The sequence below is a fragment of the Myxococcota bacterium genome, from assembly GCA_041389495.1.
Taxonomy (GTDB): Bacteria; Myxococcota_A; UBA9160; order UBA9160; family UBA4427; genus JAWKRT01.
In genome coordinates this window covers 775,412-795,839 of record JAWKRT010000002.1, presented here as the reverse complement: position 1 = coordinate 795,839, position 20,428 = coordinate 775,412, and the positions used below count along the sequence as shown (strand labels likewise).

At 75.4% G+C, this 20,428-nt stretch carries 18 protein-coding genes; 11 read left to right on the top strand and 7 right to left on the bottom strand.

Annotation, left to right across the window (positions count from 1 at the left end; genetic code table 11):
• Positions 1-16: 16 nt before the first annotated feature.
• Positions 17-2,632 (bottom strand): FtsX-like permease family protein, encoded by a 2,616-nt coding sequence (locus tag R3E88_14250; GenBank protein ID MEZ4217642.1) that lies wholly within the window; start codon positions 2,630-2,632, stop codon positions 17-19.
• A complete protein-coding gene (locus R3E88_14245) occupies positions 2,629-3,345 on the bottom strand; it encodes an ABC transporter ATP-binding protein (protein MEZ4217641.1) in 717 nt (238 codons plus the stop codon). The genes R3E88_14250 and R3E88_14245 overlap by 4 nt, the downstream gene beginning before the upstream one ends.
• 5 nt (positions 3,346-3,350) lie before the next feature.
• On the opposite strand from R3E88_14245, the gene R3E88_14240 reads away from it, so the two are divergent.
• Genes R3E88_14240 through R3E88_14230 form a run of 3 tightly spaced genes read left to right on the top strand, consistent with a single transcriptional unit; the run spans position 3,351 to position 6,034 of the window.
• Positions 3,351-4,133 carry an arylesterase gene (locus R3E88_14240; GenBank protein ID MEZ4217640.1) on the top strand — a complete coding sequence of 261 codons (783 nt, stop codon included), beginning with the start codon at positions 3,351-3,353 and terminating at the stop codon, positions 4,131-4,133.
• A gap of 33 nt (positions 4,134-4,166) precedes the next feature.
• A complete protein-coding gene (locus R3E88_14235; GenBank protein MEZ4217639.1) occupies positions 4,167-5,570 on the top strand; it encodes a glycoside-pentoside-hexuronide (GPH):cation symporter in 1,404 nt (467 codons plus the stop codon).
• Complete coding sequence (locus R3E88_14230) at positions 5,567-6,034, top strand: SRPBCC family protein (GenBank protein MEZ4217638.1); 468 nt, start codon at positions 5,567-5,569, stop codon at positions 6,032-6,034. The genes R3E88_14235 and R3E88_14230 overlap by 4 nt, the downstream gene beginning before the upstream one ends.
• Here R3E88_14230 and R3E88_14225 read toward each other — a convergent pair.
• From R3E88_14225 to R3E88_14215, 3 genes are read right to left on the bottom strand one after another with little or no spacing between them, the layout of a single operon-like run.
• A complete protein-coding gene (locus R3E88_14225) occupies positions 6,004-7,701 on the bottom strand; it encodes a hypothetical protein (GenBank protein ID MEZ4217637.1) in 1,698 nt (565 codons plus the stop codon). The genes R3E88_14230 and R3E88_14225 overlap by 31 nt on opposite strands.
• On the bottom strand, positions 7,701-8,447 hold the full coding sequence (locus R3E88_14220) for an SDR family NAD(P)-dependent oxidoreductase (protein ID MEZ4217636.1): 747 nt from the start codon (positions 8,445-8,447) through the stop codon (positions 7,701-7,703). Before R3E88_14220 ends, R3E88_14225 begins: the two co-directional genes overlap by 1 nt.
• 40 nt (positions 8,448-8,487) lie before the next feature.
• Positions 8,488-9,186 (bottom strand): outer membrane beta-barrel protein, encoded by a 699-nt coding sequence (locus R3E88_14215; protein ID MEZ4217635.1) that lies wholly within the window; start codon positions 9,184-9,186, stop codon positions 8,488-8,490.
• A 230-nt stretch (positions 9,187-9,416) separates the two neighbouring features.
• Between R3E88_14215 and R3E88_14210 the strand changes: the two genes are divergently transcribed.
• The 3 genes from R3E88_14210 to R3E88_14200 all read left to right on the top strand — a co-directional run bounded on the left by R3E88_14210 (position 9,417) and on the right by R3E88_14200 (position 11,530).
• On the top strand, positions 9,417-10,436 hold the full coding sequence (locus R3E88_14210; GenBank protein MEZ4217634.1) for a hypothetical protein: 1,020 nt from the start codon (positions 9,417-9,419) through the stop codon (positions 10,434-10,436).
• A 31-nt stretch (positions 10,437-10,467) separates the two neighbouring features.
• A complete protein-coding gene (locus tag R3E88_14205; protein MEZ4217633.1) occupies positions 10,468-11,088 on the top strand; it encodes a class I SAM-dependent methyltransferase in 621 nt (206 codons plus the stop codon).
• 142 nt (positions 11,089-11,230) lie between these two features.
• Positions 11,231-11,530, top strand: a complete 300-nt coding sequence (locus R3E88_14200) for a flagellar basal body rod protein (GenBank protein MEZ4217632.1) — start codon at positions 11,231-11,233, stop codon at positions 11,528-11,530.
• Between the two features lie 35 nt (positions 11,531-11,565).
• Here the strand turns inward: R3E88_14200 and R3E88_14195 are convergent, their stop codons facing one another.
• Positions 11,566-12,981, bottom strand: a complete 1,416-nt coding sequence (locus tag R3E88_14195) for a 5'-nucleotidase C-terminal domain-containing protein (protein ID MEZ4217631.1) — start codon at positions 12,979-12,981, stop codon at positions 11,566-11,568.
• Between the two features lie 169 nt (positions 12,982-13,150).
• On the opposite strand from R3E88_14195, the gene R3E88_14190 reads away from it, so the two are divergent.
• A complete protein-coding gene (locus R3E88_14190) occupies positions 13,151-14,329 on the top strand; it encodes an amidohydrolase family protein (protein ID MEZ4217630.1) in 1,179 nt (392 codons plus the stop codon).
• A gap of 10 nt (positions 14,330-14,339) precedes the next feature.
• The gene (locus R3E88_14185) at positions 14,340-15,239 is read left to right on the top strand and encodes a 3-keto-5-aminohexanoate cleavage protein (protein MEZ4217629.1); all 900 of its coding nucleotides are present in this window, start codon (positions 14,340-14,342) and stop codon (positions 15,237-15,239) included.
• 25 nt (positions 15,240-15,264) lie between these two features.
• On the opposite strand, the gene R3E88_14180 is transcribed toward R3E88_14185, so the two are convergent.
• Complete coding sequence (locus tag R3E88_14180; protein ID MEZ4217628.1) at positions 15,265-16,947, bottom strand: class I adenylate-forming enzyme family protein; 1,683 nt, start codon at positions 16,945-16,947, stop codon at positions 15,265-15,267.
• A 230-nt stretch (positions 16,948-17,177) separates the two neighbouring features.
• Between R3E88_14180 and R3E88_14175 the strand changes: the two genes are divergently transcribed.
• From R3E88_14175 to R3E88_14165, 3 genes are all read left to right on the top strand, one after another.
• Positions 17,178-17,849 (top strand): hypothetical protein, encoded by a 672-nt coding sequence (locus R3E88_14175; protein MEZ4217627.1) that lies wholly within the window; start codon positions 17,178-17,180, stop codon positions 17,847-17,849.
• Positions 17,850-17,948: 99 nt separating this feature from the next.
• Positions 17,949-19,142: a hypothetical protein gene (locus R3E88_14170; GenBank protein MEZ4217626.1), complete on the top strand. Its 1,194-nt coding sequence runs from the start codon at positions 17,949-17,951 to the stop codon at positions 19,140-19,142.
• Positions 19,143-19,188: 46 nt separating this feature from the next.
• On the top strand, positions 19,189-20,424 hold the full coding sequence (locus R3E88_14165; GenBank protein ID MEZ4217625.1) for a sulfotransferase: 1,236 nt from the start codon (positions 19,189-19,191) through the stop codon (positions 20,422-20,424).
• The last annotated feature ends 4 nt before the right edge of the window (positions 20,425-20,428 follow it).

Below are 20,428 nucleotides of genomic sequence, written 5' to 3'. Positions count from 1 at the left end.
GGGGCCGGGGTCCGGGCTAGCGCGACGCGAGCGCGGCGCGCTGCAGGGCGCGCGGGCTCGCGCGCCGCCCGCGCCGTCCTCCGCCCGCCGCGCCGAGCAGCGCCGTCGCCGCGAGCGTGCCGAGCGCGAGCCGCGCGACCTCCGCCCACGGCACCGAGAACGGCGCCTCGAAGACGCCGCGGACGAGCGCCCACGCGCCCGCGAGCGCGAGCGCCGTGCCGACACCGGCCGCGAGCGCGCCGAGCGCGAGCGCCTCGGTCGCCGCGATGCGCGCGAGCGTGCGCGACGACGCGCCGAGCACCCGAAGCAGCGCCGCCTCGCGCGCCCGCTCGCCGCGCACCGCGCCCGCGGCCGCCAGCAGCACGAGCAGCCCGACCGCGAGCGTGAACGCGCCGACGGCGCGCACGGCCGTCTCCACCTGCCGCATCGCCGCGTCGAGCACGCCGAGGATCGCCGTCGCGTCGATCGCCGAGACGTTCGGAAAGCGCGCCACGAGGTCGCGCTGCAGCTCGGCGCGCTCGTCCGCGCCTTCGAGGCGCGCGAGCAGCACGGCCGACTGCGGCGCCCGCTCGAGGACGGCCGGCGGCACCACGACGAAGAAGTTCGTCGCCATGCGCCCCCAATCGACCTCGCGCACGCTCGTGACGACCGTGTCGACGTCGACGCCCTGGACCTCCCACGTCACGCGGTCGCCGAGCCCGGCGCCGAGCCTGCGCGCGAGGTCCTCCTCGAGCGAGACGGGCAGCGCGTCGGGCGCGAAGCGCGCGCCCGGCTCCCACCACGTTCCCGCGACGATGCGCTCGGTGTCGCGGAGATCGTCGCGATACGTGAGGCGGTACTCGCGCCCGAGTGCCCAGCGCAGCTCGCGGTGGAGGTCGGGCTCGCGCAGCCAGTCGGTCGCGCGGCGGCCGCGGAACGCCGCGAGCCGCGCCGAGACGAGCGGCGCGCGCTCGAGCACGCGCGCGCCGCGCCCTTCGAGGAACGCGGCGACCTCGTCGCCCTGGTCGCGCTGCACGTCGAACAGCACGAGGTTCGGGCGGCTCGCGGTGTCGTCCGCGGCGAGGTCGGCGAGCAGGCTGTGCTGCACGGTCCGCAGCGCGACGAGGTGGAAGAGCGCGAAGCCGATCGCGACGGTCGTCGCGAGCGTGTGGTTGCGCGGGCGGAACAGGTTGGCGACGCCCTGCCGCAGCCAGTAGGGCGCGCGCTCGGGCGCGAGCGCGCGCACCGCGCGCATCGCGAGCCGCGCCGCGAGCGCGAGCGCCGCGACCGCCGCACCGAGACCCGCCGCGAACCCGAGCCCGACGCGCGCACTCGGCGCCTGCCAGAGCGACGCGCCGAGCACCGCTGCGCCCGCGACGAGCGCGAGCGCGATGCGCCCCGCGCGCGGCGCGCCCTCGCCCGCCGCCGCGAAGTCGCGCCGCAGCGCGCGCAGCGGCTCGACGCGCGCGACGTCGACGAGCGGCCCGAGCGCGCAGACACCCGTCGCCGCGAGCCCGAGCCCGAGGCCCGCCACCACCGCGCGCGGCGAGAGCGCGAAGTCGATCGCCACCGGCAGCTCGGGCAGCGCGCTCGCGATGAAGCGCGGGACGAGCGCGACGAGCGGCGCGCACGCGAGCACGCCCGCCGCGCCGGCCGCGAGCCCGAACGCGACCGCCAGCAGCGCGTAGGTCGCGACGACGTCGCGCGGGCGCGCGCCGAGCGCGCGCAGCACGGCGACCGCGTCGAGCTTCTCGCGCACGAAGACGCGCACGCCCGACGCGACACCGATCGCGCCGAGCGCGAGCGCGGCGAGCCCGACGAGACCGAGGAAGCGCGCGAGGCGGTCGAAGCCGCCCGAGAGCTCGCGCCGGAAGCGCTGCACGGTCTGCACGCGCAGGCGCGCCGCCTCGAGCGCGGGACCGTGCGCGTCGAGCCACGCGTCGAGCGGCGCGCGCTCGATCGCGAGATAGACGATGTGCTCGACCAGGCTGCCGAACGTGACGAGCCCCGTCGCGGCGACGTCGCGCCGCGCGATGAACAGGCGCGGGGCGGCCTGTGTCGCGAGCCCGAACCCGCCCGGCGCGCGTCGCACCGTCGCGCGCGCGACGAAACGCGCGTCGCCGAGCGCGATCTCGTCGCCGAGCTCGGCATCGAGCTGCACGAGCAGGCTCGGGTCGACGATCGCCTCGAGCGGCGCGTCGCCGGCGGCGGACGGGTCGCCGAAGGCGTCGCGCGCCCCGCCCGCGATGCGCGCCCACGCGCCGGGCGGCTCGGTCTCGACCGCGCCGTAGAACGGGAAGCCGCCCTCGACGGCGTGCACGTCGACGAGCCGCGTCCGCCCCGTCCGCGGCGCGAGCGCCATCGTGCCGAAGCGCAGGACGCGCGCGGCCGGCGCCTTCGCGTGCTCGCGTTCGAGCTCGCCGAACGCATCGGCGAGCTCGCCCTCGATGGGCGCGCGGCTCGTGATGCGCACGTCCGCACCGAGCAGCGAGCGCGACTGCGCGTCGATCGCGGCGTCGACGGACGTGCGCAGCGAGTGCAGCGCGACGATCGCAGCGATGCCGATCGCCATGCAGGCGCCGTACAGCGCGAAGCGGCGGCGCGCCGCGCGGAGCTCGCGCCGCGCCATCGCGAGCGCGAAGCGCGCGTTCACGCGGCGCCGCCGGGCGCGCCGCCGCGCTCGATGCGCTCGACCCGCCCGCCGCGCAGGTGCACGACGCGCGTCGCGCGGGCCGCGAGCTCGAGGTCGTGCGTGACGATGACGAGCGTCGTGCCGCGCTCGCGGTTGAGCTCGAAGAGCAGGCTCGCGACTTCGAGGCCCGTGTCGCGATCGAGGTTGCCGGTCGGCTCGTCGGCGAACAGGACGCGCGGCTCGTTCGCGAAGGCGCGCGCGATGCCGACGCGCTGCTGCTCGCCGCCCGAGAGCTCGACGGGGTGGTGGTGGAGCCGCGCGCCGAGGCCGACGCGCTCGAGCAGCTCCGTCGCGCGCGCGCGCGCCGCCGCGGGCGCGAGGGCGCGCTCGCGCGGCAGCAGCTCGAGCGGCACGAGCACGTTCTCGAGCGCGGTCAGCGTCTCGATCAGCTGGAAGCTCTGGAACACGAAGCCCACGCGCTCGGCGCGCAGGCGCGCGCGCGCGTCCTCGTCGAGCGCGCCGAGCGCCGTGCCGTCGAGCTCGACCTCGCCCTCGCTCGGGCGGTCGAGGCCGGCGAGCAGGCCGAGCAGCGTCGTCTTCCCGCTGCCCGATGGCCCGAGCACGACGACGACCTCGCCGTCGGCGATCTCGAGGTCGACGTCGTCGAGCACGGTGAGCGGCGGCGCGGGTGCGGACCGCGGGTAGCGCTGGGTCAGGTGGCGAGCGACGATCATCCGCGATGCACCCGGCCTTTCGTTCGGAGAGCGCAGCGCGCGCCGCGCGGCGGCGGGGACGGTACTGGCTCGCGCCGGGCCGTGCATTCGCGCGCGGCTCCCTGCGCGCCGCCGCGGCGCTCGCGGCGTGTGCCGCGCTCGCGAGCTGCGGCGAGCGCGACGCGCTCTCCGCGGCCGCGGCGAGCGAGGCGGGGGCGCCCGCGTCGGCGAGCGCGCCGCAGCGCCCCGTCGTGCTGTTCGTCGGGACGAGCCTCACCGCCGGCTACGGGCTCGGCGAGGACGAGGCCTTCCCCGCGCGCATCCAGGAGCGGATCGACGACCTCGGGCTCGACCTCGAGGTCGTGAACGCGGGCGTGAGCGGCGACACCTCGGCCGGCGGGCTGCGCCGCATCGACTGGCTCCTGCGCCTTCCCGTCGCCGTGCTCGTCCTCGAGCTCGGTGCGAACGACATGCTGCGCGGGCTCGACGTCGACGCGATGCGCGCGAACCTCGCCGAGATCCTCGCGCGCACGCGGCGCGCGCATCCCGACGCGCGCCTCGTCGTCGCGGGCATGCGCGCCGCGCCGAACCTCGGCCCCGACTACGGACGGCGCTTCGACGCGGCGTTTCCCGCGCTCGCACGGGAGTTCGGCGCCACGCTCGTCCCGTTCCTGCTCGACGGCGTCGCCGCGAGTCGGAAGCTCAACCAGGCCGACGGGATCCATCCCACCGCCGAAGGCCACCGCGTGATCGCCGAGCGGCTGTGGCCCGTGCTCGAGCCCGTGCTGCGCGAGGCCGCGATTCGCTAGCCGCGGGGCGGCGCGCGCGTGCAGAATGCGCGCGTGTCGAACGCCGCCGACGTCGCCCGGACTCCCGCCGCATCGGTCGACGTGCCGTGGAGCGCGGTGCTCGGCTACGGCTTCTCGAGCCTCCCGGTCCAGTTCTCGCTGATCACGCTCCTCACGCTCTACATGAACTACGCGACCGACGTGCTCGGCGCGAGCGCGAGCGCGATCGGCACCGTCTTCCTGCTCTCGCGCGCGTGGGATGCGGTGTCCGACCCGATCATCGGGAACCTGAGCGACCGCACGCGCACGCGCTTCGGGCGCCGCCGCCCGTGGCTGCTCGCGTCGGCGCTCCCGCTCTCCGTGTTCTCGCTGATGGCGTGGAGCCCGCCCGCCGGGCTCGGGGGAATGGCGCTCGTCGCGTGGATCACCGTCGCGGTGTTCGGCTTCTACACGGCCTACACGGTCTTCGACGTGCCCCACATGGCACTCGGGGCCGAGCTCTCGAGCGAGGCGGGCGCGCGCAACCGGCTCTTCGCGAGCCGCCAGCTGCTGCGCACGTTCGGCATGCTCGGCGGCGGCGTGCTCGGCGGCGCGGTCATCACGCGCCTCGACTGGGGGGCGCAGGGGCCGGCCGAGCTCGCGCTCGGCGCCGCCGTCGCGACGCTCGTGGCCGTCGGGATCGGCGTCGGAACGCTCCCGCGCGAGCGCGCGCACTACGCCGGGCGCGGCGGCAACGACGCCTTCCGCGCCATGCGCGACGTGCTCGCGAACCCGCACGCGCGCCTGCTGCTCTTCGTCTTCTTCATCGAGAGCCTCGGCACGGCCGGCATCGGCGTGCTCGTGCCGTACACGATCCGCTACGTGCTCGAACGTCCCGACGTCGTGCCCGCGATGCTCGGGCTCTACATGGGGATGGGGCTGCTCGGCGTGCCGCTCTGGGTGCTCCTCTCGCGGCGCTTCGAGAAGCGGCGCCTGTGGCTCTTCGCGATGGTGCAGTCGGGCGTGGGCTACGGGATGCTGCTCTTCCTCGGGGCCGACGACGTCGCATGGATGGCGATCTCGTCGGTGCTCGCGGGCTCGGCCGGCGCGTGCGGCAACACGCTCGGCTACACGCTGAAGGCCGAGGTCGTCGACTATGACGAGTACGTGACGGGCGAGCGCAAGGAAGGCTCGTACTTCGCCGCGTGGGGCTTCATGTCGAAGCTCGCGGGCGGGATCATGGCCTTCGTCGTCGGCGTCGCGCTCGACGCGTCGGGCTACGTCGCGAACGCGGCGCAGACCGAGGGCGTGAAGGACGTCATGCGCTTCCTGAACGGCGGCCTGCCGATCCTCGGCTACGGGATCGGAGGCGCGGCGTTCCTCCGCTACTCGCTCGACGAGCGCGAGCACGCGCGCATCCGCGCCGAGCTCGACGCCCGCGCCGCCGCCGAGCTCGCCGCCGGCGACCGCGACGCGTGACGCTCTCCGTCGAAGGCACCGCGCACACCGACCTCGCGACCGACGCGTGCTGGGCCCGGCTGCGCGAGCTCGAGCGCGCGAAGCACTACGTCCCGGGCGTGACCGACGTCTCGTTCGCGACCGACGCGCGCGAGGGCCTCGGCACGACGCGCATCGCGCACGGCAGCGCGGGCGACATGCACGAGACGGTCGTCGAGTGGGACGAAGGACGCGGCTTCACGCTGGTGCTGCATCGCGGCGAGCGGCCGCCCTGGCCCTTCCGCGAAGCGCGCTTCCGCTACGCGATCGCGCCGGACGAGGGCGCGCGGGGTACGCGCATCCGCCTCGCGATGACGGTGCGCTTCCCGCTCGGCGTCGCGGGGCGCGCGCTCGAGCCGCTCGCGCGCCCGGCGCTCGCCCGCAACCTGCGCGCGCTGGCCGCGCGCGTCGCGCGTCACTGGGAGACGGACGCGCCGCTCGGCTGAACGAGGTCGATGCGGTGCGCGCGGTAGGCGCCCGCCTCGCGCCTCGCGCCGATCGCGAGCGGCGCTCCCGCGATCTCGCGCACGTGCGCGAGCGGGTCGACGGCGCGCGGCGCGAGCACCCACAGCGAGGCGAGGCCGTCGCGCGCGAGGACGCGCGCGGCGGCGCCGAGTGCGGTCTCCGGGCCGAGCGCGTCGCTCGCACTCGGCCCGACGGGAAGGTCCACGTAGCGGAGCGCGCCGCCGCCCTCGAGCGCGAGCGCGAAGTGCTCGGCGTCGATGCGCGCGAAGCGCGCGCCCTCCCCCGGAGAAGCGACCGCGACGCGGCGGAAGAGGAGCGTGCGCGCGAGCGCGGCGTGGTGCCCGCCGTTCCAGAGCGGCGCGACCACCGTCATCGCGACGCCCTGCGGCGCCGCCGCGATCTCGCGCAGGAGTGCGCGCACGGCGGGCACACCCGAGCTGCGCGCGAAGCCGAGGCGGTCGTGGTAGGTGAGCGCGTCCGACTCGACCGCGCGCACGCCCGCGAGCATGCGCGCGAGCCCGCGCGCGTTCCACACTGCCGTGCCGGCGAGCACGCACGCGACGAGCGCGATCGCCGCGCGCCGCGCGCGCGGCGCGGCGAGCGGGACGAGCGCCGGCAACGCGCACACCGGCGCCAGCGCGAGCGCGTAGTACGGCGCGAAGAAGCGCGACCCGACCGGCGACACCTTCGTCCACGTCGCCGCCGCGACGATCGCGACGACGTACGCGGCGAAGTGCGCACCCGCCCAGCGCGCGGGCGCCGTCGCGTCCGAACGCCGCGCGCGCGGCGCGGCGAGCAGCGCGAGCGCGGCGACGACGAGCGCGAGCAGCGGCCACCCGAGATCGTGCGGGAAGGTCGCCGCCGCGCGCTCGAGGTTGAGCCGCAGCGGCTCGGTCGAGCCGCCGCGATCGCCGTGCACGCGGCTTCCCGAGAACGCGTGCCCGACCCCGATCGCGACGACGGGCGCCCAGGCGAGCGCGTGGAGGCCGGCGAGGCGCGCGAGCGCGCGGGCGCGCGCGGCACCGCCGCTCGCGCGCAGCTCGTCGCGCGCGCGGAGCGCGACGTAGAGCGTGAAGACGGCGAGCGGCGCGTAGCCGATGACGCGGACGACGACGGCGAGCCCGAGCGCGAGCGCCGCCGCCGCGAGCCACCGGTCGGCTCCGCGCTCCCCGGACGCGCGCGCGAGCGCGTGCCGCGCGAGCGCAAACGCGTGGAGGGCGACGAGCGCGCCGAACGGCGCGTCCGAGAGCGCGTGGAGCACGAGCTCGACGAGCGGCGGGCAGGTCGCGACGACGGCGACGCCGAGCGACGCGAGCAGCGCGCCCGCCCGCGGCCCGAGCGGGGCCGCGGCGCATCCGAGGAGGCCCGCCGCAGCGAGCAGCGTCGCGAGGAAGGACGCCTGCGCGACGAGCGCGGCCGCGTCCATCGCGAACGGCTCCGCCTGCATCGCGAGCGCGACGAGCGCGGAGTAGCCGATCGGATAGGCGGCGTTGCCGAGCGTGGGCACGCCGTGCGCGAGCGCGAACGCGACCTCGAGGTAGTGCGCGCCGTCGCGCGTGACGCCGAGCCCGAGCTCGCGGATCGCGAACGCGCCCGCGACGGCGAGCGCGAGCGCGACGCCGGCGGGCGCGCGGCGCGCGAGCGGCATCAGGCGAGTGCGCCGCCGTCCATGCGGATCGTCTCGCCGTTGATGTGGATGCCGTCGACCGACGCGAGCATCGCGATCACGGAGGCCACGACCTCGGGGCCGCGCGCGCCGTCGAGCGAGTCCGCGCGCAGGAGGAGCTTCATCTCGACGCCCTTCGGAAAGCGCGGCGTGCCCATGGCCGTCGAGATCGAGCCCGGGCAGACGGCGTTCACGCGCACGCCGCGGCCGCCGTACTCGACCGCGAGCGAGCGCGTCAGCCCGATCACGCCGGCCTTGCTCGAGCCGTAGGCCTGCCCGTAGGGCAGGCCCATGATCCCGGCCGTCGACGCGGTGTTCACGATCGCGCCCTTGGTCGCGAGCAGGTGCGGGAGCGCCGCGCGGCACATGCGGAACGTGCCGACGAGGTTCACGTCGAGGATGCGCTGGAAGTCCTCGGTCGCGAGATCGGTCGTGTGCTCGAACTTCAGGATGCCGGCGATGTTGCAGAGCGAGTCGAGCCGGCCGAAGTGCTTGACCGCGGCGGCGACGGCGGCGTCGACCTGCGCGTCGCTGCCGACGTCGCAGTGGAGCGCCTTCGCCTCCGCGCCCGCCGCGCGGCACCGGTCGGCCGTCTCGGCGAGCCCCTCGTCCTGGACGTCGCAGAGCAGCAGCGTCGCGCCCTCGGCGGCGAAGCGCTCCGCCGTCGCGCGCCCGATGCCGGCCGCGGCGCCCGTGATCAGCGAGACTTGGTTCTCGAGGCGTCGCATGCCGTGGGCCCTCCGGATGGTCGAACCGCGCGCGGAGCGCTCAGAAGCGATAGAGGAAGTGGAGACCGAAGGCGCCGAACTCGGCGTCCTTCACGATGCCGCCCGAGCCCTGCATGTACGCCCCCTCGAGCTCGACGACGAAGTGGTCGGTCGCGTAGTAGTCGATGCCGCCGCCGACGCGCGTCACGAAGCCCGCGTCGGTCTCGAAGGGCTTGCGCACGGCCGGGTCGAGCACCTCGGAGTTGATGATGTGCGTGCCGATCCCGAACAGGCCGTACGGCTGGATGCGCCCGCCGCACGGGAAGAGCTTCGCGTTGAGCGTGACGAGGTGCGAGTCGATCTCGGTCGAGGGCACGCCCGCCGTCGAGTCGAAGCCCTCGAGGAAGCCGTAGAGGAACTCGACCGCGAGCCACGGCCGCGCGCGCCAGCCGATCTGGACGTCGACGCCCTGGCTGTCGTCGTAGTTCGGGTCGACCCCCGGCCCGAGGATCGCCGTCATGCCGAGGTCGTCGCTCGTGAGCGAGAAGTTCTCGACCGCATAGCTCGCGCCGAGGCCGAGGTAGAAGCCGCTCCGCGACGTCGCATCGGGTTCGCTCACCGCAGCGCGCGCCGCGGCGGGAGCGAGTGCGAGGGCCGCACCGACGGCGGCGAGCGCCACCCCGCCGCGAGCCGCGCGCACGGCGCGCACCGCGCGAGCCCACGAATCCCGCACGCCTCGTCCCGCTGCAGACCCCGCCATGTCGGCACCTCTCTCGTTCGGCCGGCCCACTTCGGGGCACGCCCCGCCGGCGCGCGGCGCACTCTAGAGCAGCGGTCCCGACGGCGCTGTACGGTTCGCGCATGGCCGGGCCGCCGAACGCCCCTGTGCGACCCGACGCGCCGCGCGCGCGGCCGCCGTCGGCGCTCGCGCCCCGCGCGCCGTCCTCGTCCCCGCTGCGCGCGATCGCGATCTCCGTGGGATGCGCGTGCGTGGTCGCTTCGTGCGCGGTCGCGTCCTTCCGGCTCGCGCTCGTCGACGCGAGCGCGACGGACGCGGCGGGCGCCCCCGCCTACGCGTTCGGCCTCGCGGCCTTCGTCAACGCGGGCCGCGTGCTCGTCGGTGCCGCGTGCGGTGCGCTGCTCGGCGTCGCGGGGCGACTCGACGCCGGTCGCCGCGCCCAGGGTGCGCTCGCCGAGGTCGAGACGCTCGCGGTCGTCGGCGCGGCGAGCGGCGCAGGGCTCGCCGCAGCGGCGTTCGCACCGCCGGCATTCGCACTCCTCGCATTCCTCGGGGCCGCGGTGCTCGCGGGCTTCGCGGCGTGGGCGCTCGTGCGCCGGCTCGACCGCCCTTCGCGCGCCGCGAACCTCGCGATCGCACTCGTCGTCGGCGCGGCCGCGGCGTCGATCGCGTTCGCGTTCGTGCTCGCGCAGGAGCGCCGCGACGCCGTCGCGGCGGCCGTCGCGTGGATGCTGGGCGACCTGTCGCGCGCGACGCCGGCCGGCGGCTCGATCCTCGCCGCCGCCGCCGCGACGACGGCCGTCGCCGCGTCGCTCCGCGCAGTGCGCGAGCGGCGCGAGCGCGCCGCCGCGGTGTCGCTCTTCGCGCGCGCGGTCGCGTGGACGGCGGCCGGACCGATCGCCGGCATCGCGCGCACCGCGTCGCGCGCCGTCGACGCGCTCGACGGCGGCGCGCCCGTCGCACCGCACGCCGCCGCGAGCGGCCCCGCCGCCGCGCGCATGGTGGCGACCGCGATGGTCGGCGCCGCGCTCGTGACGGCGATCGACACGGGCGGGCGCCTGCTCGTCGGCGGCTTCGCCCCGCCCGTCAACGTCGACGTCGCGATGCTCTCGCCGCTGCTCGTCCTGTGGCATCGCTCGCACCTGCGCCGGCGCGTCGGACGCGCGTCGCCCGTCGTCGCCGCGCTCGAGTGGACGTCGATCGCGGCGCTCGCGGCCCTGGCCGCCGCCGCGGTCTGGACACACGCCGCGATCGTCGCGGCCGCCTACTGAGGCCGCGCACGGCGCGCACGCCGGAGGAGCCATGGCGAAGGACGCTCTGCGCGCGGCGCCGCTCGCGATGCGACCGCAGGGGAGGCGCGGACGCTGGTTCGGCGTCGTGATGGAGCGCCTCAACGCGCGCGCCTACCGCGCCGCGCTCGCGCACCTCGCACCCGCCCGCGGCGAGCGCTTCCTCGAGATCGGCTTCGGCACGGGACGCCTCGTCGAGCTCCTGCTCGGCGCCGCGGACGGCGTCGCGGTCGCGGGCGTCGACCCCACACCGACGATGGTCGAGGTCGCGCGCGCGCGGCGCGGATGCCGGGACGCGGGCGATCGGCTCGACCTGCGCGAGTGCGCCGACGCGCCGCTCCCGTGGCCCGACGCCGCGTTCGACGGCGTCGCCGCGCTGCACTCGTTCCAGTTCTGGCCCGACCCCGACGCCACCGCGCGCGAGATCCACCGCGTGCTGCGACCGGGCGGACGCCTCGTGCTCGTGCTGCGCGACCACGCGCGCAGGCCGCCCGCCTGGCTGCCGAACGCGCTCAGCCGTTCGGGCGACGAGGTGGCCGGCGCGCTCGCGCTGCTCGCGCGCAGCGGCTTCGCGGCGGAGCGCGCCGCACCGGTCGGGTCGAGCGCGGTGATCGTCGCGCAGCGCGGCGCCTGACCTGCGGCGCGGCGCGGACCGTCGCGCGGCGCGACGCCTCGTGCGTCACGCGCGCAGCGCCCGCGCAGCGCGACGTCCGCACGCGCCGTGCCCGCGCCTGCGCGCTCGAGTCCGCCGGCTCCGGTGCCGATCGGTGCGGGCCATGGACGCCCTCTCGATCGCCCTCTCCGGGATGCAGAGCGCGCAGACGCGCATGGCCGCGTCGGCGCACGACGTCGCGAACTTCGCGACCGAAGGCTTCCGGCCGCTCCGCGTCGTGCAGTCGACGCTCGAGGGCGGAGGCTCCGTCGCCCGCGCCGTGCCCGCCGCCGCGCCCGAGGAGGTCGACCTCGCGGGCGAGCTCGTCGAGCAGATGCTCGCGGGCCACCAGTTCCACGCCTCGCTGCGCGTGCTCGGCGCGACCTCGGAGATGCTGGGCCGCGTGCTCGACGTCTTCGCCTAGCAACGCGGTCGCGCCGCGTCGGCGCACACCCGCGGCTATGCGAGCCCGCCGGCGCGCGCGTGCGCGACGAGCGCCTCGCGCACCTCGACGCCGTGGACGTCCACCCGCGAAGGCACGCCGAACCCGTCGGCGAGCGACACGGCGTACTCGTCGGTCGCGACGCGGTAGCTGCGCGCGGGGTCGATCGCGCCGGCGCTCGCGGCGGCGAGCCGCTCGCGCAGGGGCGACGCCATCGCGCGCCCGTCGATCGTCGCGACGACGATCCGGTTGCCGAACGGCTCGAGCGTGTAGAGCTGGCCCGTCGTGACGTCGCCCGCCGCGAGCCGCCCGAGCGATTCGGCGCGCTGGAAGGCGAGCGCCTCGCCCGTCGCGCGCCGCATGGCGGCCTCGCGCGCCGCGCGCATCGCGTCGCCGGCGAGCGGCGCGTCGAGACGCGCGACGCGCTCGCCGACGGCGGCGAACGCGGGGTCCGTCGCCTGCACGTAGGCGTGGACGTGCGGGAAGCCCTGGAAGTGGATCACGACACCCGGCCCTTCGACGCGCCACACCTGCCAGTACGGCTCGCCGCGCGCGGTGCGCTCGCGCGGCGCGGCGTCGGCGAAGGCGACGCGATCGGGCCAGTAGCCGTGGCGCGCGAAGACCGAGAACGCGAGCGATGCGGTGTCGACCCGCCGGCCCGCATCGGGCGCGAAGGTTCCGAGCACCTCGGCGACCAGTGCGTCGAACGCGTCCGCGGCCGCGCCGTCGAGCGACGCGCGCGCGACGCCGGGGAAGACCTCCCCCTCGCCGAGCGGCTGCAGCAGGAACTCGTCCGGCGCGTCGGCGCGGATCGCCCGGGCGCGCGACGGTGCGCCGAGCGCCGCCATCAGCCGATTCGCCGCGTCGCCGTGGCGCGCGAACGCGTTGCCCGCGACGCGGTGGCGGCCGTTGCCCACCTGCTGGCCGTAGGCGAGCGCGCCGCCGCGACCGTCGTCGCCCGCGCGCAGCGTGTAGTGCCCGCCGGCGACGACGGCCTGCGCGCGGCCCTCGAGCGGGTCGCCGTAGATCGCGAGCACCGACGCGCCGACGCGACCCTCGAGCGCGAGCGTCGCGGCCATGTCGGTGCGCCCCCGCGCGCTGAGCGACGCGTCGACGAGCGCGTCGATGCACGCGCGCTGCTGCGCATCGAAGAGCTCGCCGACGTGCGGACGCGCCAGGAAGCTCACCGTGTTCGCGACCTCGCGCGACGGATGGTCGGCGGGGAAGAGCGCGAGCGCGCGCTGGTCGGGCCGCATCGAGGCGACGAGCGCGCGGAGCAACGCGCCGGCGTCGCGCGGAGCCGCGGCGGGCGAGCCGGAGGGCGCGAGCGCGCCGAGCCCGCGCGTCGCGAGCCAGCCGACACCCGCGCCGGCGCCGACGAGGAAGGCGCGGCGCCCGAGCGCGCCGATCGGAGTCCGGACGTCGCGTCCCATGGCGTGTCTGCCTCCGCGCGCGGCCGCGCTGGGACGCGCGACCGGCGGCGAGCGTAGCGTCGCGCGGCGATCCGGCGGCGATCCGGCGCTCCGGGACGCGCGCGGCGCGGACCGCGCGGGTGGTAGGATGGGCGCGCTCCACCCACCACGCCCCACCGGGAGACCCGCCATGAGCGCCGCCCCTTCGCGCATCTTCGACCGCGTCCGCGCCATCGACACCGACACGCACGTGACCGAGCCGCCCGACGTCTGGACGTCGCGCGTGTCGAGCAAGTGGGGCGACGCGGTGCCGCACGTGAAGCGCGTCGACGGCCGCGACCTGTGGTTCATCCGCGACCAGATGGCGGGCGGGCCCGGCTTCACGACGATGGCGGGCTTCGACGGCTCGTTCCCCGACTGTCCGCTCGGCTTCGACGACATCCCGAAGAGCTCGTACGACGCGAAGGAGCGCCTCGCGTACATGGATTCCGAGGGCATCTACGCGTCGGTGCTCTATCCGAACGTCGGCGGATTCGGCGGCGGCGGCTTCCTCAAGCTCGGCGAGCCCGCGCTCATGCTCGAGTGCGTGCAGGCCTACAACGACTTCCTCGTCGACTGGTGCAGCGCCGACGCGAGCCGCCTCGTTCCGGTCGCCGCGATGCCGTTCTGGGACGTCGCGGCGTGCGTGAAGGAGGTGCAGCGCGCGGCGTCGATCGGCCACAAGGCCGTGCTCGCGTGCTCGGTGCCGACGGACTTCGGCCAGCCGCCGCTGTGCGACGCGCACTGGGACCCGTTCTGGGCGGCCGCCGACGAGGCGGGCCTCCCGATCAGCTTCCACATCGGCGCGGGCGACATCTCCGAGCTCATCCAGGACCGCGCGAACCTCGGCACCCGGCGCAACTTCGCGCGCGTCTCGTCGCTCATCTTCATGCAGAACACGCAGTGCATCGCCGACCTCATCTTCGGCGGCGTCTGCCACCGCTACCCGAACCTGAAGATGGTGTCGGTCGAGAGCGGCGTCGGCTGGCTGCAGTCGTATCTCGAGATGGCGGACTGGCAGTGGGTGAACAGCCAGGTGCGCAAGGAGCATCCCGAGCTCGACCTGCTGCCGAGCGAGTACTTCCGCCGCCAGATCTACGGCTGCTTCTGGTTCGAGAACGACGGCCTGCGCGGTGCGCTCGAGCTGTTCCCCGACAACATCCTGTGGGAGACGGACTTCCCGCACCCGACGTGCCAGTACCCGAGCCTCTCGGACGGCTGGGCGACGCACGCGGCCGACTACGCCGAGAAGGCGCTCGGCGGGCTTCCCGAGGACACGATCCAGAAGGTGCTGCACGACAACGCGGCCGCGCTCTACGGCCTCGCGTGAGCGCCGCGCGATGAGCGGGCGCAAGGTCGTCGTCGAGCTGCGCTGCAACGAGTTCGCGATGCGCGACGCGAACCCGAACGTGCCGTGGACGCCCGAGGAGATCGCGCGCGACGCGGCGGAGGCGCGCGAGGCCGGCGCCGCCGTCCTGCACTTCCACGCGCGCGCGCCCGGAACGGGCGCGCCTTCGAGCGACGCGGCGATCTTCGGCGACGCGATCCGGCGCGTGCGCGCCGCGACCGACCTCGTCGTGAACCCGACGCTCGGCGCGTACACGGTCGACGACCCGGCCGAGCGCGTCGCGCACATCCCCGTCCTGGGGCGCGACCCGGCGACCGCGCCCGACCTCGCGCCCGTCGACCTCGCGACGATCAACATCGACCCGTGGATCCCGGGCAAGGGCTTCCTGCTCGAGGACGTCGTGTACCGCAACCCGATCGCCGGCATCCGCACGGAGATCGACGCGATCCACGGCGCGGGCGCGCGCGTCGACGCCGTGCTGTGGAACGTGGGGTCGGCGCGCCTGCTCGGCGCGCTGCTCGACGAAGGCCTGCTCGACGAGCCCGCCTTCTGCGAGATCGCGCTCTCGGACGGCCTGCTCGCGACGCACCCGGCGACCGCGCGCGGAATGCACGCGCTGCTCGAGTTCATGCCGGAAGGTCGGCGCGCGCCGTGGGCCTACCTCGTGGGCGGCGCGAGCGCCCTGCCGCTCCTGCCCGCGGCGATCGAGGCGGGCGGACACGTCGCGCTCGGGCTCGGCGACCACGCCTATCGCGAGCTCGACGGCGCGTGCGGCGGCGCACCGCCCCGCAACGCGGACGTCGTGACGGCGGCGGTGCGCGCGATCCGCGCGGCGGGCTGCGAGCCCGCGACACCCGACGAGGCGCGCGAGCTGCTCGGGCTCGCACGCTAGGCGCGGCGCCGGCGCCTGGCGCAGCCTACTCCTCGACGAACGTGTTCTCGGCCTCGCCGGTGAGCACGTGCTTCATCACCTTGCCGGTGGCGTTGCGCGGCAAGGGCTCGCTCCGCAGCTCGACGTACTGCGGGACCTTGTAGTAGGCGAGCTTCTCGGCGACGAAGGCGCGCAGCGCCTCGGGGTCGGGGCGCGCACCCGCGCGCGGGACGACGATCGCCTTCACCTCCTGCCCGAGCTCGACGTGGTCGACGCCGACGACCGCGACCTCCGCGACGTCCGGGTGCGACTCGAGGCGGTTCTCGATCTCGGCCGGGTACACGTTCTCGCCGCCGCGCAGGATGAGGTCGCGCTTGCGCGACGCGAGGTGGAGGACGTCGCCGACGAGATGGCCGAAGTCGCCCGTGTCGAGCCAACGGCCCGGCCGGAGCGTCTTGCGGTTCGCCTCGTCGTTGCGCCAGTAGCCGAGCATCACGAGCGGGCTGCGCACGTAGATGTGGCCGTCGACGCCTTCCGCGACGTCCTTGCCCTCGTCGTCGAGGATGCGCACGGCGACCGTCGGGAGCAGCGGGCCGACGCACGTCGGGTCGGCCTTGAGCATCGCGTTGTTCGCGTAGGAGACGAGCGCGCCCGTCTCCGTCGACCCGTAGCCCGAGCCGAACGTGCCGCGCAGCTGCGGGACGCGCTCCTCGGTGCGGCGGATCAGCTCGGGCGTCGTCGCCGAGCCGCCGATCCCGATGCTCGACAACACGCCCGTGTCGAACTCGACCGACGGGTCGTCGACCGCGTCGAGCAGGCGGAAGATGTGCGTCGCCGCGCCGGTCCACGCCGTGATGTCGTGCTGCTTCGAGAGCTCGATCACCTTGCGCGCGTCGAAGCGCCCGGTCGGCCAGACGGAGGTCGTCCCGGCGGCGAGGCCCGTCGTCGTCGAGCCGAACATTCCCGAGACGTGGAAGAGCGGGTAGACGGCGAGCGACGCGCCCGGCTTTCCGCCCGACGGCTCCGTCATCGCCCGGCGCGCACCGAGGAAGAAGCTCGTCATCACGAATGCGACGATCGAGCGGTGCGAGAGCACGGCCGCCTTGGGGCGACCGGTCGTGCCGCTCGTGAACAGGATGACGGCCGGGTCGTCCTCGGCGATCGCGACGTCGGGGAGCGACGCCTGCGGGTCGTGGTTCCAGAGCGCGGCGAAATCGCGTTCGACGACCACCGTCGGGACGCCCGGGTCCCTGCCCTCGAGTCGCGCGAGGCGGCGCTCGTCGGCGACGAGCACCTTCGGCTCGGACAGCTCGATGCCGTACGCGATCTCGTCGGCCGCCCACCAGCCGTTCATGCCGACCGCGATCGCGCCGAGCGACGTCGCCGCCCAGTACGTGACGATCCACTCCGGGCAGTTCGCGGCGAGGATCGCGACGCGGTCGCCCTTGCCGACGCCGTAGCGGTCGCGCAGTGCGGCGGCGACCGACGCGACGACGCGCAGGTGCTCGGCGTACGTCACGCGGCGGCCGTCGTCGAAGACGAAGTAGGTCGTGTCGCCGTGCGCGGCGGAGCGCTGCAGCAGCTCGCGCAGCGAGCGCACGCGCGCCTTGTACACGGGGAGGCGCTCGCCGAGGACGTCCTCCTCGACGATCTCGAACGGAGCACCGGGCGCGGTGAGGCGCACCTGCGCCTCCCTTGCGTCGATCGGAGGGGGCGGGTTCTGCGTCATGGCGCGGACCTTATGCGATGAGGCTCGGCGTCGTCCAGCCCGGTGCGAACGCTGCCGAGGGCCTCCCTGCGGTCGGCCTGCACGCGCGGTGCATCCGCTCCTCGCGCCCGACACGCGCGGCCTGCGGGCGACGTCGCGGACGCCGAGATCGCCGCACCGCGCACCTCAAGTCGAGCCCGGAAGAGGTCGCTGTGTGCCCCGCGTCACGCAGCGGATCCCGGAGCCCCCCCATGCGCATCTCGCACCTCGCCACCGCCACCGCCGCGTTCGTCTGCCTGCTCGTCGGCGACGCGCGCGCGCTCACGATCTTCCTCGGGTCGGCCTCGGCCCCCCAGCTCTCGGGCTCGACGAGCTACGACTTCGACGACCAGGCCGACGACACCTTCTTCACGTCGACCACCGTCATGGGCGGCGAGCTCACGATCACCGCGAACAACGGCCAGCTCTGGTTCGACGACCAGTTCGCGTCGCAGTTCGGGACCACGGGCATCGCGCTCGACACCAACTACAACACGCCGAACGACTTCGACTTCGTGTTCACGACCGCGGTCTCGGCGTTCGGCTTCGCGATCAACGCGCTCGACGTGGACTGGACGATGGAGGTCTACGACGCCTCCGACTCGCTGCTCGCGTCGTTCACGATCCCGAACCAGGTCGCGCTCGGCGGCTTCGCCCGGCGCGGCTTCGCCGGCGCGTGGTCGGACGTGCCGATCCAGCGCGTCCACGTCTTCGCGCCCGTCGGGAGCGACCGCGCCCTGATCGACGACTTCCAGGTCGTCCCCGAGCCGAGCGCGTTCGCGCTCATGCTCGCCGGGCTCGTCGGCCTCGCGCTCGCGGGCACGCCGCCCGAGCGGCGCCGACGCGCGAGCGCGCCCGCGCTCGCTCCCCGCCCCACCCGATAGGACCGCTGCGCCTCCACCGTCCGCGACCCGACGCGGCGCGCGCGCGTGTATGCTGCGACGCCGCGACGCGCCGGCGCGCGCGACGAGCGAGGACGGGGCATGGACGACGACGCGCGCGCGCGCGATCTCGAGTCGGGCGAGGCCTGGCGCGACTTCTGCGATCGACTGAAGGCCGTGGGCGAGTCGCTCACGAGCGACGCGTTCCCGAGCGCGCCGCGCGACCGCGCCGAGGGATACCGCTACCTCACGCGCCTGCTCGCCTACGCCATGCGCATGGAGATCGAGTGCGGCGACCCGCTGTTCCCGCAGCTCTGCCGCTACGAGGAGCCGCACACGCAGTGGGGCGGCCCGAACCCCGACAACACCTACCTGCGCGCGCGCATCGACCCGGCCCACGCCTACCGCGTGTGGGGCGACCTCACGGGCATGCGCCAGATCATCGCCTCCCTGCAGGAGGGCGACATGCAGCTCGCGCAGTACGGCGTGTTCAGCGAGCAGACGCTCGACGACTGGACGCTCGGTCCGAACGGCGAGCTCGAGCTCGTGATCGCGAAGGAGCGCCCGGCCGGCGCCGCGAACTGGATGCCGATGCACGACCAGGCGCGCCTCTTCCAGGTGCGCGTCTACCTGAGCGACTGGGTGAACGACGCGTCGCCCGTGCTGCACATCGAGCGCATCGGCGCGGAGGGCGAGCCTCCGCCGCCGCCCGAGCCCGCGGCCGTCGCCGCCGGTCTCGACCGCGCGGTCGACTGGGTCGCGAAGTCGGCCGCCTACTGGAACCGGTACACGTGGAAGTCCTTCGAGCGCGCGACGCCCAACGCCGTCGCGGCGGCGCGCTCGACGCCGGGCGGCGCCGACAACATCAAGTACGGGAGCTGCTTCTGGGATCTCGCCGACGACGAGGCCCTGCTGTTCACGTGCGAGGAGCCCGAGGCCCAGTACTACAACTTCTGCATCCACACGATGACGTGGCTCGAATCGGGCGACTTCGCGAACCGCCAGGTGAGCCTGTCCGGCCACCAGCTCCACGTCGACGACGACGGCCGCCTGCGCGTCGTGCTCGCCGCGCGCGACCCGGGCGTCCCGAACTGGATCGACACGGAGGGGCGGCGCAACGGCCTCTTCGCCTATCGATGGGTGTGGGCGTCGACGAGCCCCGAGCCGACGGGCGAGGTGATGAAGGTCGACGCGGTGCGCGCGCGCCTGCCGGCGGGCCATCCGGTCGTCTCGCCCGACGAGCGTCGCGCGCGGCTTCGCGCGCGACGCGAGGCGTTCTGGAGCCGCTACCTGTGAGCGGGGAGCGCGCGCGGCGAGCAGCGCGGGCGCGCGGGCGCGCGACGTGACCTGGAGCCCGCCGCCGCGGCCGGACTGGCTGCGGCGGCTGATCGCCCACGGCGCCGCGGTCGGCGGCGAGCGTCACCTCGTGAGCCTCGACCCCGGCGAGCTCCTCGAGACGGCCATCGCCTCGACGGGCGGGCTCGACGACTTCGGCGACGGCGACTGGCGCGAGTGGTACGAGCTGCTCGTCGACGCGCTCGAACGCGAGTCGCGCCTCCACCTCGTCGGGCGCCTGCTCGTGCGCCACGACCTGCTTCGCTGCCTGCGCAACCGGCTGCTGCTCTTCGATCTCTGGAAGCGCGAGCCGCAGGTGCTCGAGCGCGAGCTCCTGCGGCCGACCTTCGTCGTCGGCATGGCGCGCTCGGGGACGTCGATCCTCTCCGAGCTCCTGAGCCTCGACCCCGCGGCGCGCTGCCCGGCGATGTGGGAGATGCTGCACCCCGCCGAGGCGACGCGCGACGACGCGCTCCGCCAGGCCGGCGACGACGAGACCGTGCTGATGCAGGACCTCGCCCCCGAGTACGCGACGATGCACGCGAACTCGGGCGACCTCCCGAACGAGTGCATGTTCATCACGCTCAACACGTTCGCGTCCGATCACTGGGGCGGCACGCACGTCGTCCCGTCCTACGACGCGCGCCTGTTCAAGGCCGACCACCGGCCCATGTACCGCTTCCACGAGCGCGTGCTGAAGACGCTGCAGACGCGCGGAACCGGGGGCTGCACGCGCTGGGGACTCAAGGCGCCGAGCCACCTCGGGCTGCTCGAGGACCTGTTCGCCGTCTACCCGCAGGCGCTCGTGATCCGCATCCACCGCGACCCGCTGAAGTCGCTGCCGTCGATGATCAACCTGATGGGGACGCTGCGGCGCATGCGCTGCGAGGGGGTCGACGTGAGCGATGCGGGCCCGCGCGTCGCCCGCGGCAACGCGCACATGCTGCAGCAGGAGATCGAGAAGCGCGCGGACGGGCGCATTCCGGCCGCGCAGGTCGTCGACGTCCGCTACCACGACCTCATGCGCGACCTGCCGGGAACGATCCGCGCGGTGTACGGGCGGGCCGGCTGGGACCTGCGCGACGACGTGCTCGCGCGCATGCAGGAGTACGTCGCCCGGCGCCCGCGCGGCGCGCACGGCGCGCACGCGTACTCGCTCGAAGCGGTCGGCCTCGAGCGCGAGCGGGAGGTCGAGCGCTTCGCGTTCTACCGCGAGCGCTACGACGTCCCGCTCGAGGGCTGAGGCG

What these genes read in the sequence shown, in the direction of transcription:
- R3E88_14245 (MEZ4217641.1), bottom strand. Translation starts at nt 3,345, where the DNA reads ATGATCGTCGCTCGCCACCTGACCCAGCGCTACCCGCGGTCCGCACCC.
- R3E88_14240 (MEZ4217640.1), top strand. Translation starts at nt 3,351, where the DNA reads ATGCACCCGGCCTTTCGTTCGGAGAGCGCAGCGCGCGCCGCGCGGCGG.
- R3E88_14225 (MEZ4217637.1), bottom strand. Translation starts at nt 7,701, where the DNA reads ATGCCGCTCGCGCGCCGCGCGCCCGCCGGCGTCGCGCTCGCGCTCGCC.
- R3E88_14220 (MEZ4217636.1), bottom strand. Translation starts at nt 8,447, where the DNA reads ATGCGACGCCTCGAGAACCAAGTCTCGCTGATCACGGGCGCCGCGGCC.
- R3E88_14215 (MEZ4217635.1), bottom strand. Translation starts at nt 9,186, where the DNA reads ATGGCGGGGTCTGCAGCGGGACGAGGCGTGCGGGATTCGTGGGCTCGC.
- R3E88_14205 (MEZ4217633.1), top strand. Translation starts at nt 10,468, where the DNA reads ATGGCGAAGGACGCTCTGCGCGCGGCGCCGCTCGCGATGCGACCGCAG.
- R3E88_14200 (MEZ4217632.1), top strand. Translation starts at nt 11,231, where the DNA reads ATGGACGCCCTCTCGATCGCCCTCTCCGGGATGCAGAGCGCGCAGACG.
- R3E88_14195 (MEZ4217631.1), bottom strand. Translation starts at nt 12,981, where the DNA reads ATGGGACGCGACGTCCGGACTCCGATCGGCGCGCTCGGGCGCCGCGCC.
- R3E88_14190 (MEZ4217630.1), top strand. Translation starts at nt 13,151, where the DNA reads ATGAGCGCCGCCCCTTCGCGCATCTTCGACCGCGTCCGCGCCATCGAC.
- R3E88_14185 (MEZ4217629.1), top strand. Translation starts at nt 14,340, where the DNA reads ATGAGCGGGCGCAAGGTCGTCGTCGAGCTGCGCTGCAACGAGTTCGCG.
- R3E88_14180 (MEZ4217628.1), bottom strand. Translation starts at nt 16,947, where the DNA reads ATGACGCAGAACCCGCCCCCTCCGATCGACGCAAGGGAGGCGCAGGTG.
- R3E88_14175 (MEZ4217627.1), top strand. Translation starts at nt 17,178, where the DNA reads ATGCGCATCTCGCACCTCGCCACCGCCACCGCCGCGTTCGTCTGCCTG.
- R3E88_14170 (MEZ4217626.1), top strand. Translation starts at nt 17,949, where the DNA reads ATGGACGACGACGCGCGCGCGCGCGATCTCGAGTCGGGCGAGGCCTGG.